A 13,244-nucleotide genomic window follows, 5' to 3' on the forward strand; every position below is an offset into this window, starting at 1 on the left:
AAGAGGTCGGCGTTCTCCGTCCGCGAGCAACGGAGCACCTCTCCGCCAGCGTTCATGAGCTTGAACGACTCGATGTCGTCCACGAACGGCCGCATGCGCAGCCCCCGGCCGTGGATGTTCGCGGCGAGTGACCCGCCGAGGCTGACATCGTCGACGCCCGTCTGCTTCTGACGGATCGACCACGGGACCTCGACGCCATCTTGGAGCTCGTCGAGCCGGGTCAACAGCGTCGGCCAGAAGATGCCGGCTTCCGCCTCGACGAGCCCGGCGTTCGCATCGAGCGACCGCACTCTGTTGAAATTGGTCATATCGAGCAGTAGGCCGTCCTTTGCGAACTGCTGCCCACCCATCGCGTGGCGCCCGCCACAGATCGCGGCCGGCAGGCCGAGCCGCTCCGCTTGTTGCAGACCCAGGCGCACGTCGTCCTCTTGCGAGACTTCGACGACGTGCGCCACGCGTGTCTCGTTCAGCCGAGACTGCTGATCGTTCACCACCACGGCGTGAGACGTCATCGCCCAAGTCTACTGAGATGATTCGAGGCCTGTGGTGCGGGAGTACGCTTCAGTATGGACGTGCCGGAATCGATGCGTGCCCTGGTCAAGGCGGAGCGTGCGCCCGGCCTGGTCATGCGCGAGGTGCCGGTCCCGACCATCGGCATCAACGACGTGCTCATCCGCGTCGATCGCACCGGCATCTGCGGGACGGACGTGCACATTTGGAACTGGGACGCGTGGGCCCAGAAGACCATTCCCGTGCCCATGGTCGTCGGGCACGAGTTCGTCGGCGAGATCGTCGCGGTCGGCAGCAACGTCAACGACTTCAAACCCGGCATGGTCGTCGGCGGCGAGGGGCACGTCGTGTGCGGCCGGTGCCGAAACTGCCTCGCGGGCAGGCGTCATCTGTGCGCGCACACCAAGGGCGTCGGCGTGAATCGGCCGGGGGCGTTCGCGGAGTATGTCGCGCTGCCGATGACGAACGTCTGGCATCACGCGGACGACATCGATCGCGACGTCGCGGCCATCTTCGATCCGCTGGGCAACGCGGTCCACACGGCCTTGCGGTTCGACGTGCTCGGCGAAGACGTGCTCATCACCGGTGCCGGCCCGATCGGCTGCATGGCGGCGGCGGTCGTGCGACACGCCGGGGCCCGGCACGTCGTCGTCACCGACCTCAACCCGGATCGTTTGAAGCTCGCCGCGAAGCTCGGTGCGACGAGGACCGTCGACGTGCGGCACGAGAAGCTGGCCGACGTGCAGAAAGAGCTCGGCATGGCCGAGGGGTTCGACGTCTGCTGCGAGATGTCCGGCAGCGCCGCCGCGCTGAACGACGCCATCGCCAACATGGCCCACGGCGCGAAGATCGCCATGCTCGGCATTCCGTCCAACGACACGGCCGTCGATTGGGAAGCCGTCGTCTTCAACATGCTCACGCTCCAGGGCATCTACGGCCGCGAGATGTACGAGACGTGGTACAAGATGACGACGATGCTCCAAAGCGGGCTCGACATCTCTGGCATCCTCACGCACAAGTTCGCGGCGCGCGACTACGAGGAAGCGTTCGACGTCATGCGGTCCGGTCGATCAGGGAAGGTGCTGCTGACCTGGGACGAGGACGGCTGAGCGACTTCTGTGGCTCTGTCTGAACGGGCCTTGCGTTAAGATCGTTCTCATGCGCAACGACGTGAAGCCCGTCCCGCCCATGCCGCGGGACGAGTCGATAGTGCCGCTAGCCGACGCCGAGCCGGCGTCGGAAACGGCTCATCAACACGACCCCACGCCGCACTACCCCGGCGCCAGTCGTCCGCCGGCCGATGTGTCGCACAGCAGCGATCGAACGTCATCCACCACCGGCAGGCTCGGCAATCGCGACCACGAGCGCTCCGCCCGCATGGCGGCGATGGCCGACACCAACGCCCTGCCCACCGCCCGCGACGCCACCAGCTACGGCGTCCCCATCCTCATGGCCGCCATCGTCCTCCTCCTCGCCCTCTGCCTCCTCTGGGCCTTCGGCGCCTTCACTACCAACGACCCCAACCCCAGCGACCAGCCAACCCTCGGCACGCTCAACCGGGAGAAGCTCTCCGAGTAACGGCCAACGTCTCGACAACTGGCGGGCGGAGTGGGTTCGTGTCGATGCACCGTACTGCACGGTTTATCGGTCGCTGACCCGCTTTCGCCACGCTTATGACCACCGCCGACGACTCGGTCGACATTGCCCCGCCGATCTCGTCCGGCCGAATCGGGCTCGTGCTGGGCCTGATCGCGCTCGGCATGCTCGGGCTCGTGGGCCGGGTGGTCTACCTGCAGACGCAGTTCGCCGCGGAGATGGGAGAGCGCGTCGAAAAGCAGCACCGCTCCGTCAGCGGACTCGCCGCCAGGCGCGGCTCGATCTTCGACCGCAACGGCCTGATGCTCGCGGGGACGACGCTGGAGCGCGACGTCTTCGCCGACCCGAAGTTCCTGCACGACGAGTTCGCCAAGACTGGCCGGCCGCTGATCGAACTAGACATGTCGCTCGAGCGCGTCGCCGATCGCATCGCCGCCGACCCGGACAAGGTCGCCCTGGCCGTGACGGGCGAGCCGGACAAGCGGTACGTGCCGCTGGCCCGCGAGATGGACGCCGACGTCGCCGAGGCGGCCGTCGAGTACGCCCGTTCGCTCGATCTTCGCGGCATCGCCAGCCAGCCTTCGCCGCGACGTTCTTATCCGATGGCCCGGCTCGCCTCGCACGTCCTGGGCACCGTCGGCCGCGACGGCCAGGGGCTCGAAGGCATCGAGGCCAAGCACGACGACCATCTCGCCGGCGAGAACGGCAAGGTCGTCACGATCCGCGACAAGCGACGGCGCGCCATCCAGAGCTTCTCCGACGGCGTTCGCCCGCCCGCGCACGGCAACGGTCTCGTCCTCACGCTCGACTCACGCATCCAGCACATCGTCGAACGCGAACTCGCCGCAACGGTCGAGGCGTTCCAGGCCGAGGGTGCCAGCTGCGTCGTGCTCGATCCGCACACCGGCGACGTGCTCGCCCTGGCGAATCTGCCCGAATACGACCCGCGTTTCCCCGGCGACTTCGACGTGGCTGACCGGCGCAACCGCGCGATCGTCGACCCGTACGAGCCCGGCTCGGTCGTCAAGCCGTTCCTCATGGCGGCCATGCTCGACACCGGCGTGACCAGCGTCGACGAGGTCTTCGTCACCGGCAAGACGACCCGACTCGACAACGGCAGGCGTGTCACCGACGACTACGGCTACGAGCAACTCGTCGGCTGGGACGTCGTCGTCAAAAGCTCCAACATCGCAATGGCCAAGGCCGTCGGACGCATGACGTACGACGAAACGCGCGAACACCTCGAAGGCTTCGGCTTCGGCAGCAAAACCAAGCTCGGACTCGGCGGCGAACACGGCGGCCTGCTCTATGAAAACCCGCAGGACAAGTACACGCAGAGCAGCATGGCCTTCGGCTACGCCATGCTCGCCACGCCCGCGCAGCTCGCCCGCGCGACGGCCGTCTTTGCCAACGGCGGATACCTCGTTTCGCCGCGCCTCGTCGCTGGGACCATCGACGGCGACGGCACCGTCACGCCGACGCCGCGTGGGTTGCAAGGCGTCGCCCTCGACCCTGAGGCCGCGATGCAGATGCGGCGCATCCTTGCCGACGTCTTCGTCCGCGGGACGGCCCGGCACGCCCGCAGCGACCGGTACAACCTGTTCGGCAAGACCGGCACCGCCCACCAGTCCGAAGGCGGCCGACAGAGCGAGACGAAGTACTTCGCCAGCTTCATCGGCGGCGGGCCGTACGAATCGCCGCGGCTGGTCCTGTGCGTCACCGTCGACCAGCCGCTCAAAGAGCTCGGCTACCACGGCGGCCAGGTCGCCGGCGGTACGGCCGCACGGATCCTGGAGCAGTCGCTCGCCGTCCTCGCCGTCCCGCCGAGCCCGCAACTCGACGAGCCACCGGAGGCGATCCACGACGACCTCCACAACTACTACGGCCCGCGGCACTACGAGCCCAAGCGCACCCTCCGCAACGGTCCCCACCTCGAGACGACGCCCGCGTTGGAAGCCGAAGAGGAGTAGCGACCCCTTCGTCATCCCGAGCGCAGCCGAGGGAACTCGTCGTGTTTTGACATGAGCCGACGCCCAGACGTGCACGGTCCCGGAGACTCCGCGAGCCCCGAGCGTGAGCGAGCGGGTCAGTGCGGTTGATGGACCCGCTCGCTCACGCTCGGGGCTCGCTGTCAGAAGCAAGAGCAACGCGCCCAGTCAGCAAGCGAGGTCCTTCGACTCGCGGCGCTCGCTCAGGAGAACGGAGCAACTCACCGCGCCAGCAGCGCGATGCCCGTCGACAAGGCGTTGAAGCCCGCGTGGACCATTACCGGCGTCCAGAGATTCCCGCGCCGCTCGTAGAGCCAGCCCAAAAACAGGCTCAGCACGAAGATCGCCGGCCAACTGAATGGCGGGTGGATCACCGCGAACAAGAGACTCGTCACGACGATCCCGATCCACCGCGCCGGCCGCTCGTCGAGCATCTTGGCAAGCCCGGCGATGAAGCCCGTCTGCATCACGCCCCGGAAGAAGAACTCCTCCGCTAACGGTGCGGCGACGACGGCCGTGGTGACGAAGACGACGAGCACCAGCGGATCGTCGGCCGACATCATCGCGTCGATCAGCGGATGCGCCTCGTCCGTCGGCTGATCGAGCAGTAGCCGGACGGCCAGCGTCGCCATAACCGCCACCCACACCCACGGCAGGATCACGACCAGCCACGTCGTCCCGAGCAAGCCGCCCGGCAGCTTGCCCGGCTGAAGGCCGAGGTCGAGCGTCTGGCGTCGCGCGACGACCTGCCACACGACGACGCCGACGATGTAGCTGCCGTAGAGCACTAGCCCGATTGCTGTGCCGTGCAGCGGGTTGTCCGAATCGGTCCAACCCAGAGCGGCCGCGACGATCCCGGCGAACACCATCGACCCGAGCAACAGGACGAAACCAACGATCAGGCCAGCGACGCCCGGCATGCCCTCAACCCGCGGCCGCCACGGCTCGGGCCGCTTCAGCAAACCCAGCAGCGCTGCAACGATCGTGGCGATGACGCTCGCCACCAGGAACCCCGCCAGCAGCCTGAGCGCGAACGGCAGCGTCAGCTCCGGCACGTCGCCGACGTCGAGCGTCGCCTGAGCCAGCGGCTTTGACAGGGTGTGGGCCGCTTCTAGCATCGCCGCCGCACGCTACGTCACCGCGTGTTGCGGGAGAAAGTTGCCATGGCCCAGCCGATCCTGCCGCGCATCCTCGAGACCAAACGGCAGGAGATCGCCCAGCGGTCGGCCGAGGTACCCGTCGACGAGATGAAGCAGCGGGCCAAGGACGCCGACCGCCCGCGCAACTTTTTCCAGGCCGTCAGCGTCGACCGCGGCAAGCCGCTGAACCTCATCGCCGAGATCAAGAAGGCCAGCCCGTCTGCCGGCATCATCCGCGAGGACTTCGACCCCGCCACCCTCGCCCGCGCCTACGAGACCGGCGGGGCCGACGCCCTCTCCGTCCTCACCGACGAGCAGTACTTCCGCGGCAGCCTCGACTACCTGCGACAGGCCCGCGAAGCGACGACACTGCCGGTGCTCCGCAAGGACTTCATCATCGACCCGTACCAGGTCTGGGAGGCCCGGGCTAACGACGCCGACGCGATTCTCCTGATCGCCGAGGCCCTGGCGGTCAACGAGATGATCGACCTGCAGATCCTGGCGACGGAGCTTCGGATGACGACACTGATCGAGGTCCACTCGATGGAAAACCTCATCCGCGTCCGCGACACCGTCATCGGCTTCCCGCATCACGCGTACAGCCTCATCGGCATCAACAACCGCGACCTCGACACCTTCCACACGAGCCTGTCGACCAGCCTGCGTCTGGCCGACTTGGTTGAAGACAAGAGCGTCCTCGTCAGCGAGTCCGGCATCAGCACCCGCGACCACGTCGCCAAACTCGCCGACGCCGGCGTCCGAGCGATGCTCGTCGGCGAAAGCCTGATGCGCGAACCCGACGTCGAACAGGCGACCCGGCTGCTGTTGGCGTGAGGCTATAAAGGTGATGTCCGTGTTTGTTCCACAATTCTTGTTGCCTCGATGAATTGTGGATTTGCGCCTGCATTCAACACGATGATCCAGGTGACGTCGTGTCAACCTACAGAGGCCCATCCTGTCTTGTAGGACTATTCGCCCACCGTGCAAATGGGACGGCCGCGCCGAAGCCGAATCCTTTCACATAGACGGCCACGCCGCCTGGTCCGATGATGAGGCGGCTCACTCGGCTTCGATCGAGCACGCGCTTGAGCTGGCCCTTATTGAAGACTTGGACCTGATTATCGCTAAACACAATCGCGACGTGCCGATAGTAAAACCAGAAACCAAGCATGGTTGTTAGTAGTATGGACTGCACTGCCACACCAGCAAGGATAAGTCCCAGCCAGCTATCAAAGTCTGGGTGTACTTCCTCGACCGCAAAAACTTGAAGTAATAATACAGCTAGCGGTACAAGCCATCCCAAAAGCGAGATGATGCAGGAACCGCACCAGTAGCGACGACTGTCATGCATCGCTTGTTTTCCGGCGGGCCATTGCATGCGTCTTCGGGAGGAGTCAAGAGTAGCTCCCGGATCAGGTCGCCAGATAGGCGGTCATGGGCAGTCTTCGTACGGTTGACGCGGAGGTCACTGGTTTGCTTCGGACGTTGGCGCGTCATTCGCCCGTTACTCCGGGTCGGCCCGAGCACGAACAATCGGAGATGGAGCGGGCGAAGGAGTTCACGGGTTCGTTCCCTGCCACTTGTGGCAACTGGGCATCGCACCAGCGTCAGCAGTCCAGTGAGCTTGCCTGACTGACTCAACGCCAGATTCGAAGGCATGACGGTCTTGGCATTCTGCTCCTGAACAGTTAGTGACGGGTTTGAGCTGCGCTGCGCCGTGGCGGCCGGCGGGACGGATTGACGCAGTTCTGCCTCGTCCGCGGCCGGGCGGTCGGCGGACTTGGTCTTGGCAGGGACGCCGAGCGGTCGGCCGGGGTGGTTTTGGGGTGGTTCTCGGGTCGTGGCCGGGTACGCGGGGAGACTCGGCGGCGACCAACTGGGCCGGCGGCGCACCGCGTGGTGCGCGCTCCACGTGGGCCATTTTCGATCGGTCGGCGGTGAGCTTGTTGGGACTTGGCGTAGCGTCGGCCATGAGCGTCGCCACCGTCTCTGCCGAGGAAGCTCGTCGGGAAGTGGAAGCCGGGCGGGCCGTGTTGGTGGACGTGCGGGAGCCGTTCGAGCGGCGGGCGGAGCACGTGCCGGAGTCGCGGAGTTGTCCGCTGTCGAAGCTGGACGCGGAGTCGCTGAGGAGCGAGCTGAACGGCACGCCGCCGGAGAGCATCATCTTCCAGTGCCGTAGCGGCCATCGCTCGGCCCAGGCGGCGGCGAAGGCGGGCTTTGGCCGGAGTATGGAAGGCGGGCTGCCGGCGTGGAAGGAAGCCGGCGGCCGGACCGTCAAGTCCTCCGGCGGAGCGATCGACATCATGCGTCAGGTGCAGATCACCGCCGGCAGCGTGACGGCCGTGGGCACGCTGCTCGGGGTGGTCGTTTCGCCCTGGTTTTTGATCGTCCCCGCGTTCATCGGCACGGGGCTCACGTTCGCCGGCGTCAGCGGCTGGTGCGGCATGGCCAAGGCGTTGGCGCTCATGCCATGGAACCGCGTGCCGGCCGCCGCGTGAGGCCGGCTACTTGAGCAGATCGAGCGTGTCGAATCGGCCCTTCTCCAGGAACTCCAGCGACGCCCCGCCGCCCGTGGAGACGTGGCTGACGTGCTCGCTGAGGCCGAGCTTCTCGACCGCCGCGGCAGAGTCGCCGCCGCCGATGATGGTGATGGCACCGCTTTCACGCGTCGCAGCGGCACAGGCGTCGGCGACAGCCTGGGTGCCGGCGGCGAAGGGGGTCTTCTCGAAAACGCCCATCGGGCCGTTCCAGATGACGGTCCTGGCCTGCTTGATCTCGCCGACGTAGCTGTCGCGGGTCTTGGGGCCGATGTCGAAGCCCTCCATGCCGTCGGGGATGTCGCCCTCGACGATGCTGGTCGTTGCGTCGTCGGTCATCCGATCGCTGATGACGGTGTCGACGGGCAGCTTGATCTTCCCGCCCACCCCGCCTGCCTTATCGAGCAGCGATTTGGCGAGGTCGACCTTGTCCTTCTCCACGAGCGAGTTGCCGACCTGTTTGCCCAGGGCCAGGAAGAACGTGTATGCCATCGCCCCGCCGATGAGCAGCGTGTCGGCCTTGGTCAGCAGCTCTTCGATGACGTTGATCTTGTCGCTGACCTTCGCCCCGCCGAGGATCGCAACGAACGGCCGCTGTGGCTGGCTGACGGCGTCGCCGAGGAATTGGAGCTCCTTCTCGATGAGGAAGCCGGCGGTCATCGGTTTGCCCGATTCCTTGAGTTTTGCGGGAACGCCGTAGGTGCTGGCGTGGTTGCGGTGGGCGGTGCCGAAGGCGTCGTTGACGTACGCGTCGGGCAGCGTGGCCGTGATGAGCGCGTCGACGAAGTCGGCTTCGTTCTTCTCCTCGCCCTTGTGGTAGCGGAGGTTTTCGAGAAGCAGGACGTCACCGTCGCCGAGCTTGCCGACGAGGTCCTTGACGCCGTCGCCGATGCAGTCGTCAGCGAAGTGGACGTTGGTGCCGGCGTTGTGCTGGTGGAGGTAGTTTGCGACGGGCTTCAGGGAAAACTCAGGCTTCCGCTCGCCCTTCGGCCGACCGAGGTGGCTCATGAGCACCAGTCGCCCACCGCGGCTGACGATGCTCTTGATCGTCGGCATCGCCTGCGTGATGCGCCGGTCGTCGGTGATGGTGCTGCCATCGAGCGGCACGTTGAAGTCGGCACGCATCAGCACGGTCTTGCCGGCGACGTCGAGGTCTTGGAGGGTCATGCCGCGACTCTAATACCGGCCGACGAGTCGCCGCCACCGCGACAACAAATGCCGACCCGCCAGGACACAGCCGACAGCCAGCAGCGTCATCGCCATCGCGGCCGGCCAGTCGGCGGCGCGGTATCGCGGGTAGGCGAGCACGCCCGCGTATGCCCCGCACAGACACAGCACCACGCCAAGTGCGGCCACGCGAGAGGTCGACCGCCGCTCGTCCAGCCGTCGCATCCGCTGACGATCGCGACGCACCTGACGCAGCCGCTGAGCCTCGCGGGCCTCCTCGTCCAGGTCGTCGGTGTCGTCGATGACGAAGTCGTCAGCCACCGGTGACGGTACGAGCGGCGGCTTGCCGCAGGTCGGCGTGCGGATCGCAGGCCCGCTACGCTGGCGTCATGCCCAAGAGGACTGGTGTCATCGTCTCCCGCGTTGCCATGCTCTCGTGCCTGGTCGGCGTGGCGGGTTGCGACATGAAGGGTTGCCGCAGCGACAACTCCAGCGGCTTGGAAAGTCCCGTGGCCCTCGCCGAGCCCGTCTACGGCAGCGGCACCATCTCCGGCACCGTCAGCTACGACGGGCCGATGCCGGACGTGAAGATCGTCGGCGAGAGCGATGCCTGCGGCGAGGTCGTTGACGAGTCGCTGGTCGTCTCTGCAGACGGCGGACTGGCGAACGTGCTGGTCTACCTCGACGGCGAGCAGGTGGTCGACTCGACCGGCCAGGCACGCACGCCGGCCGAGCTGGATCAAACCGGTTGCCGATTCGTCCCGCGTGTCCAGGGCGTGCAGATCCAGCAGATCTTCGAGGTCGCCAACGGCGATCCGATGCGGCACAACGTGCGGTTCGCTCCGGAAAACAACGAGCGGCAGAACCTCATCTTCGCCACCGGAGGCACCCGGCAGTCCGTCACGTTCAACCGGCCCGAGAGCGACCCCTTCGTCGTCAAGTGCGACATCCACCCGTGGATGACGGCCTACGTCCGCGTCTTCGGCCATCCGTTCTACGCGACGACCGACACCGACGGCCGATTCGAGATCGCCCAGGTGCCGGCCGGCGAGTACGACGTCACCACGTGGCACGAACTGCTCGGCGAGCGGTCGGCAACCCTGACGGTCGGTGATGAAGTGACGCAGCTTGACTTCACCTACGCCCGGCCGCAGAGCTAGTGGCTCGCTATTCTGCCGGCATGGCCACTCGCACGCCCTTCGTCGCCGGCAACTGGAAGATGAACCTCGACCGCGCCGCCGGCATCGAGCTGGCGAAGCTCCTCGCTGCCGAGGAGCATCCCGGCGTCGACGAGGGGTGCGCCCCGCCGTTCGTCTACCTCGACGCCGTCAAGCAGCACCTGGGTGACAAGGTGATGCTCGGGGCCCAGGACTGCTACTTCGAGAGCAAGGGTGCCTTCACCGGCGAGGTCTCGGCCGAGATGCTGGTGGACATCGGCTGCCGGTTCTGCCTCGTCGGCCACAGCGAGCGCCGTCACGTGCTCCACGAGCCCACGGAGCTGCTGGCCAAGAAGGCGTCCGCCGTCTTTAACGCGGGGCTGACGCTCGTCCACTGCGTCGGCGAGACCCTCGAGCAACGCGAGGCCGACCAGACCTTCGGCGTCATCGACGGGCAGCTCAGCGAGCTGTCGCCCAAGCTGGACGATCCGGCACGCGTCGTCATCGCCTACGAGCCCGTCTGGGCCATCGGCACCGGCAAGACGGCCTCGCCGGAGCAGGCACAGGAGGTCCACGCGTACATCCGCGAGCAGGTGAAGGAAGACTTCGGCGGCGACTTCGCCGATGCCGTCCGCATCATCTACGGCGGCAGCGTCAAGGCGGACAACGCGGCCGAGCTGATGGCCAATCCAGACGTCGACGGAGCTTTGGTCGGCGGCGCCAGCCTGAAGGCCGAGCAGTTCCGCCCGATCCTGGAAGCCGCCCAGCCCAAGGGCTGAGCCCCCACTCCGTCATCCTGAGCGAGCACAGCGAGTCGAAGGACCTCGCCTGGGGCCCGCGACGCAGAGCAAACGAGGTCCCTCGGCTGCGCTCGGGATGACGGATTGAGCATGACGCCCGCTCGGTCGAACCCCTGTGCGGCTGAGCGTTCCGCTGCCTAACCTTCCCGCCGCGAGCGTCTCGCCCCTGCCATGGCCAACGTCCTTTACAACATTCTGGCTCCGATCTTCGGATTCGTCTGCGTTTTCATGATCCTGCTGATCCTGATCCAGAAGGGTCGCGGCGGTGGGCTCAGCAGCGCGTTCGGCGGAGCGGGCGGAAACACGGCGTTCGGCAGCAAGACCGGCGACGTGCTCACGTGGGTTACGGCGGGCGTCTTCGTGATCTTCCTCCTGCTGAGCATGGTCCTGATCTGGACCGGCGATGCGGTCGCGGCCGACAACACGCTGGTCCTGGACGAGGGTGAGACTCAGGTCGACGGCGCGGAATCCGGCGAGGGCACAAGCACGACGCCCGATGACGACGACACGCTGATTCTCGACCCGCCTGTCACACCGGCTGCCGATTAGTTACGGTGTGGGCAACTGGTCGGGGGCGACCTGCACGACGAGACCTTCCACACTTGGGGGCGCACCCCGGCGGACTGACGCATGATCCAAAGCATGACGGGCTTCGGCGACGCCCAGGGAGAAGTGGGCGACCTCTCCGTCGCCGTCGAGGTCAAGAGCCTGAACAACCGCTTTTTCAAGGCGGTCATCCGTCTGCCCGACGCCCTCTCGTCGGCCGAGCCGGAGCTGGAATCGCTGCTCCGCCGCCGCCTGGGTCGCGGCAGCGTCTACTTCGCCGTCAAGATCGTGGATGACGAAGACACCGCCAAATCGGCGGCAGCGGTGGAAATCGACGAGGACCTCGCACGCCACGTGATGTCGCAGCTGTCGGCATTGGGTTTGGACGTCGACGCGACGGCCGTGCTGTCGGTGCCAGGCGTGGTTCGTCCGACCGACGCGCCCCAGCCAGTGTCGGTCGGTGTGACGTCACCCGAGACGCGTGCGCAGCTCGCCGCCCTGGCCGACGCGGCGGTCGATCGGCTGATCGTGGTGCGCAAGTCCGAAGGCGACGCCCTGGAGAAGGACCTCGTCGGCCACCTCGACAAGATGCAAGGCCACCTCGACGCGATTGCCACGCGGGCCGGCGGCGTGGTGGAGCAGTACCACGACAAGGTCCAGGCCCGCGTCAACGAGCTCTTGGCCAAGGCCAATCTGCAGATCGACCGGTCCGAGTTGCTGAAGGAAGTCGCCGTCTTCGCCGAGCGGAGCGACATCAGCGAAGAGCTGCACCGCCTCGGCCATCACGTCGCACAGTTCCGCCAGAGCCTGTCCGATGACGGCCAGGAACACGTGGGCCGGAAGCTCGACTTCATCGCCCAGGAGATGTTGCGCGAGGCAAACACGATCGGCTCCAAAGCCAACGACGCCGACATCGCCGGCCGGGTCGTCGAGATGAAGGGTCTGGTCGACCGGCTCAAAGAGCAGGTGCAGAACGTGGAGTAGGACCGGAGACGCGTGCATCTGTCGCGCTAGTCTCTGCCATGCCTGGCCAGTTGATCGTCCTGTGCGGCCCGAGCGGTGTGGGGAAGAGCACGCTGTCGCTGCGCATGGCGGACGAACTCGGCGTCGCGTACGTGCCGGCCGTCACCACGCGCGAGCCGCGTCCCGGCGACAACAAGGGCAAGGCATACGAGCACGTCAGCGAGGACGTCTTCTTCGAACGGCTCGATGCTGGGAAGTTCCTCGAATACGCCCAGAACTACGACGACTACTACGCCACGCCGAAGCATCCGGCCCTGGACTACTTGGCCGACGGGCGAGACGTGTTGCTGGAAATCGACGTGCAGGGCGCGCTGCAGGTGCGGTACCACTACCCCGAAGCGTTGCTGGTCTTCGTGCTCCCACCGACGGAGAAGACGCTCTACGACCGGCTCGTCGAGCGAGGCCGGGACGAGCCGCGGGTGATCGCCAAGCGATACCGAGCGGCCCGGCGTGAGATCCACATGGCCAAGGGGAGCCGGGCGTTCGACGCGATGCTGGTCAACGACGATCTGGAGCAGGCGGTTGGTGAGCTCAAGAAGCTGGTCCGCTACCGCCAAGGCGAGCACCTTGGCGACGTCGAGCAAAGCCAGGGACCTGGGCTGTTCGATCCACCGACGGCGCAGTAAATGGACTGATACGGATGATGAGATTGAATCGGCTCCTGCTTCCGACTTGACTGGTTGAGCATCGACCGAATCGTGACGCCGAGGGTTGAGCGGAGCGATGCCCCGGACGCGTCGGTGGAGTGACCTTTCTCGGACGTCGCTCCGGGGCATCGCTC

At 66.4% G+C, this 13,244-nt stretch carries 15 protein-coding genes; 10 read left to right on the forward strand and 5 right to left on the reverse strand.

What is annotated here, in order from left to right; genetic code table 11:
• On the reverse strand, positions 1–512 hold a 512-nt coding region (locus tag AAGI46_10240; protein ID MEM1012581.1), incomplete at its 3' end, for an FAD-dependent oxidoreductase.
• Positions 513–584: 72 nt separating this feature from the next.
• Here AAGI46_10240 and tdh point away from each other — a divergent pair.
• From tdh to AAGI46_10255, 3 genes are all read left to right on the forward strand, one after another.
• Positions 585–1,619: an L-threonine 3-dehydrogenase gene (tdh, locus tag AAGI46_10245; GenBank protein MEM1012582.1), complete on the forward strand. Its 1,035-nt coding sequence runs from the start codon at positions 585–587 to the stop codon at positions 1,617–1,619.
• Positions 1,620–1,668: 49 nt separating this feature from the next.
• The gene (locus tag AAGI46_10250; protein ID MEM1012583.1) at positions 1,669–2,088 is read left to right on the forward strand and encodes a hypothetical protein; all 420 of its coding nucleotides are present in this window, start codon (positions 1,669–1,671) and stop codon (positions 2,086–2,088) included.
• Between the two features lie 95 nt (positions 2,089–2,183).
• Complete coding sequence (locus AAGI46_10255) at positions 2,184–4,076, forward strand: penicillin-binding protein 2 (protein ID MEM1012584.1); 1,893 nt, start codon at positions 2,184–2,186, stop codon at positions 4,074–4,076.
• A gap of 239 nt (positions 4,077–4,315) precedes the next feature.
• On the opposite strand, the gene AAGI46_10260 is transcribed toward AAGI46_10255, so the two are convergent.
• Positions 4,316–5,212: a CPBP family intramembrane glutamic endopeptidase gene (locus AAGI46_10260; protein MEM1012585.1), complete on the reverse strand. Its 897-nt coding sequence runs from the start codon at positions 5,210–5,212 to the stop codon at positions 4,316–4,318.
• Positions 5,213–5,257: 45 nt separating this feature from the next.
• Here AAGI46_10260 and trpC point away from each other — a divergent pair, with 45 nt between their 5' ends.
• A complete protein-coding gene (gene trpC, locus AAGI46_10265) occupies positions 5,258–6,067 on the forward strand; it encodes an indole-3-glycerol phosphate synthase TrpC (GenBank protein ID MEM1012586.1) in 810 nt (269 codons plus the stop codon).
• A gap of 106 nt (positions 6,068–6,173) precedes the next feature.
• Here trpC and AAGI46_10270 read toward each other — a convergent pair whose 3' ends face one another.
• A complete protein-coding gene (locus tag AAGI46_10270) occupies positions 6,174–6,611 on the reverse strand; it encodes a hypothetical protein (protein MEM1012587.1) in 438 nt (145 codons plus the stop codon).
• A 592-nt stretch (positions 6,612–7,203) separates the two neighbouring features.
• Here AAGI46_10270 and AAGI46_10275 point away from each other — a divergent pair.
• Entirely contained in the window at positions 7,204–7,731 is a 528-nt protein-coding gene (locus AAGI46_10275) for a rhodanese-like domain-containing protein (GenBank protein ID MEM1012588.1), read from the forward strand.
• Between the two features lie 6 nt (positions 7,732–7,737).
• On the opposite strand, the gene AAGI46_10280 is transcribed toward AAGI46_10275, so the two are convergent.
• Both AAGI46_10280 and AAGI46_10285 read right to left on the reverse strand, forming a co-directional pair.
• Positions 7,738–8,937, reverse strand: coding sequence for a phosphoglycerate kinase (locus AAGI46_10280; protein MEM1012589.1), 1,200 nt, complete (start codon positions 8,935–8,937; stop codon positions 7,738–7,740).
• 9 nt (positions 8,938–8,946) lie between these two features.
• Positions 8,947–9,258 (reverse strand): hypothetical protein, encoded by a 312-nt coding sequence (locus AAGI46_10285; protein MEM1012590.1) that lies wholly within the window; start codon positions 9,256–9,258, stop codon positions 8,947–8,949.
• A 68-nt stretch (positions 9,259–9,326) separates the two neighbouring features.
• Here AAGI46_10285 and AAGI46_10290 point away from each other — a divergent pair, with 68 nt between their 5' ends.
• The 5 genes from AAGI46_10290 to gmk all read left to right on the forward strand — a co-directional run bounded on the left by AAGI46_10290 (position 9,327) and on the right by gmk (position 13,089).
• The gene (locus AAGI46_10290; protein ID MEM1012591.1) at positions 9,327–10,097 is read left to right on the forward strand and encodes a carboxypeptidase regulatory-like domain-containing protein; all 771 of its coding nucleotides are present in this window, start codon (positions 9,327–9,329) and stop codon (positions 10,095–10,097) included.
• A 20-nt stretch (positions 10,098–10,117) separates the two neighbouring features.
• Complete coding sequence (gene tpiA, locus AAGI46_10295) at positions 10,118–10,873, forward strand: triose-phosphate isomerase (GenBank protein ID MEM1012592.1); 756 nt, start codon at positions 10,118–10,120, stop codon at positions 10,871–10,873.
• A 192-nt stretch (positions 10,874–11,065) separates the two neighbouring features.
• The gene (gene secG / locus AAGI46_10300; protein MEM1012593.1) at positions 11,066–11,443 is read left to right on the forward strand and encodes a preprotein translocase subunit SecG; all 378 of its coding nucleotides are present in this window, start codon (positions 11,066–11,068) and stop codon (positions 11,441–11,443) included.
• A gap of 81 nt (positions 11,444–11,524) precedes the next feature.
• A complete protein-coding gene (locus AAGI46_10305; protein MEM1012594.1) occupies positions 11,525–12,424 on the forward strand; it encodes a YicC/YloC family endoribonuclease in 900 nt (299 codons plus the stop codon).
• A gap of 38 nt (positions 12,425–12,462) precedes the next feature.
• Complete coding sequence (gene gmk, locus AAGI46_10310) at positions 12,463–13,089, forward strand: guanylate kinase (protein ID MEM1012595.1); 627 nt, start codon at positions 12,463–12,465, stop codon at positions 13,087–13,089.
• Positions 13,090–13,244: the final 155 nt, after the last annotated feature.

This window comes from Planctomycetota bacterium (assembly GCA_038746835.1).
Classification (GTDB): Bacteria; Planctomycetota; Phycisphaerae; order Tepidisphaerales; family Tepidisphaeraceae; genus JBCDKH01.

Excerpts from the sequence above, each read along its gene's own strand:
- tdh (MEM1012582.1), top strand. The coding sequence starts at position 585 with ATGCGTGCCCTGGTCAAGGCGGAGCGTGCGCCCGGCCTGGTCATGCGC.
- AAGI46_10250 (MEM1012583.1), top strand. The coding sequence starts at position 1,669 with ATGCGCAACGACGTGAAGCCCGTCCCGCCCATGCCGCGGGACGAGTCG.
- AAGI46_10255 (MEM1012584.1), top strand. The coding sequence starts at position 2,184 with ATGACCACCGCCGACGACTCGGTCGACATTGCCCCGCCGATCTCGTCC.
- AAGI46_10260 (MEM1012585.1), bottom strand. The coding sequence starts at position 5,212 with ATGCTAGAAGCGGCCCACACCCTGTCAAAGCCGCTGGCTCAGGCGACG.
- trpC (MEM1012586.1), top strand. The coding sequence starts at position 5,258 with ATGGCCCAGCCGATCCTGCCGCGCATCCTCGAGACCAAACGGCAGGAG.
- AAGI46_10270 (MEM1012587.1), bottom strand. The coding sequence starts at position 6,611 with ATGCAATGGCCCGCCGGAAAACAAGCGATGCATGACAGTCGTCGCTAC.
- AAGI46_10275 (MEM1012588.1), top strand. The coding sequence starts at position 7,204 with ATGAGCGTCGCCACCGTCTCTGCCGAGGAAGCTCGTCGGGAAGTGGAA.
- AAGI46_10280 (MEM1012589.1), bottom strand. The coding sequence starts at position 8,937 with ATGACCCTCCAAGACCTCGACGTCGCCGGCAAGACCGTGCTGATGCGT.
- AAGI46_10290 (MEM1012591.1), top strand. The coding sequence starts at position 9,327 with ATGCCCAAGAGGACTGGTGTCATCGTCTCCCGCGTTGCCATGCTCTCG.
- tpiA (MEM1012592.1), top strand. The coding sequence starts at position 10,118 with ATGGCCACTCGCACGCCCTTCGTCGCCGGCAACTGGAAGATGAACCTC.
- secG (MEM1012593.1), top strand. The coding sequence starts at position 11,066 with ATGGCCAACGTCCTTTACAACATTCTGGCTCCGATCTTCGGATTCGTC.
- AAGI46_10305 (MEM1012594.1), top strand. The coding sequence starts at position 11,525 with ATGATCCAAAGCATGACGGGCTTCGGCGACGCCCAGGGAGAAGTGGGC.
- gmk (MEM1012595.1), top strand. The coding sequence starts at position 12,463 with ATGCCTGGCCAGTTGATCGTCCTGTGCGGCCCGAGCGGTGTGGGGAAG.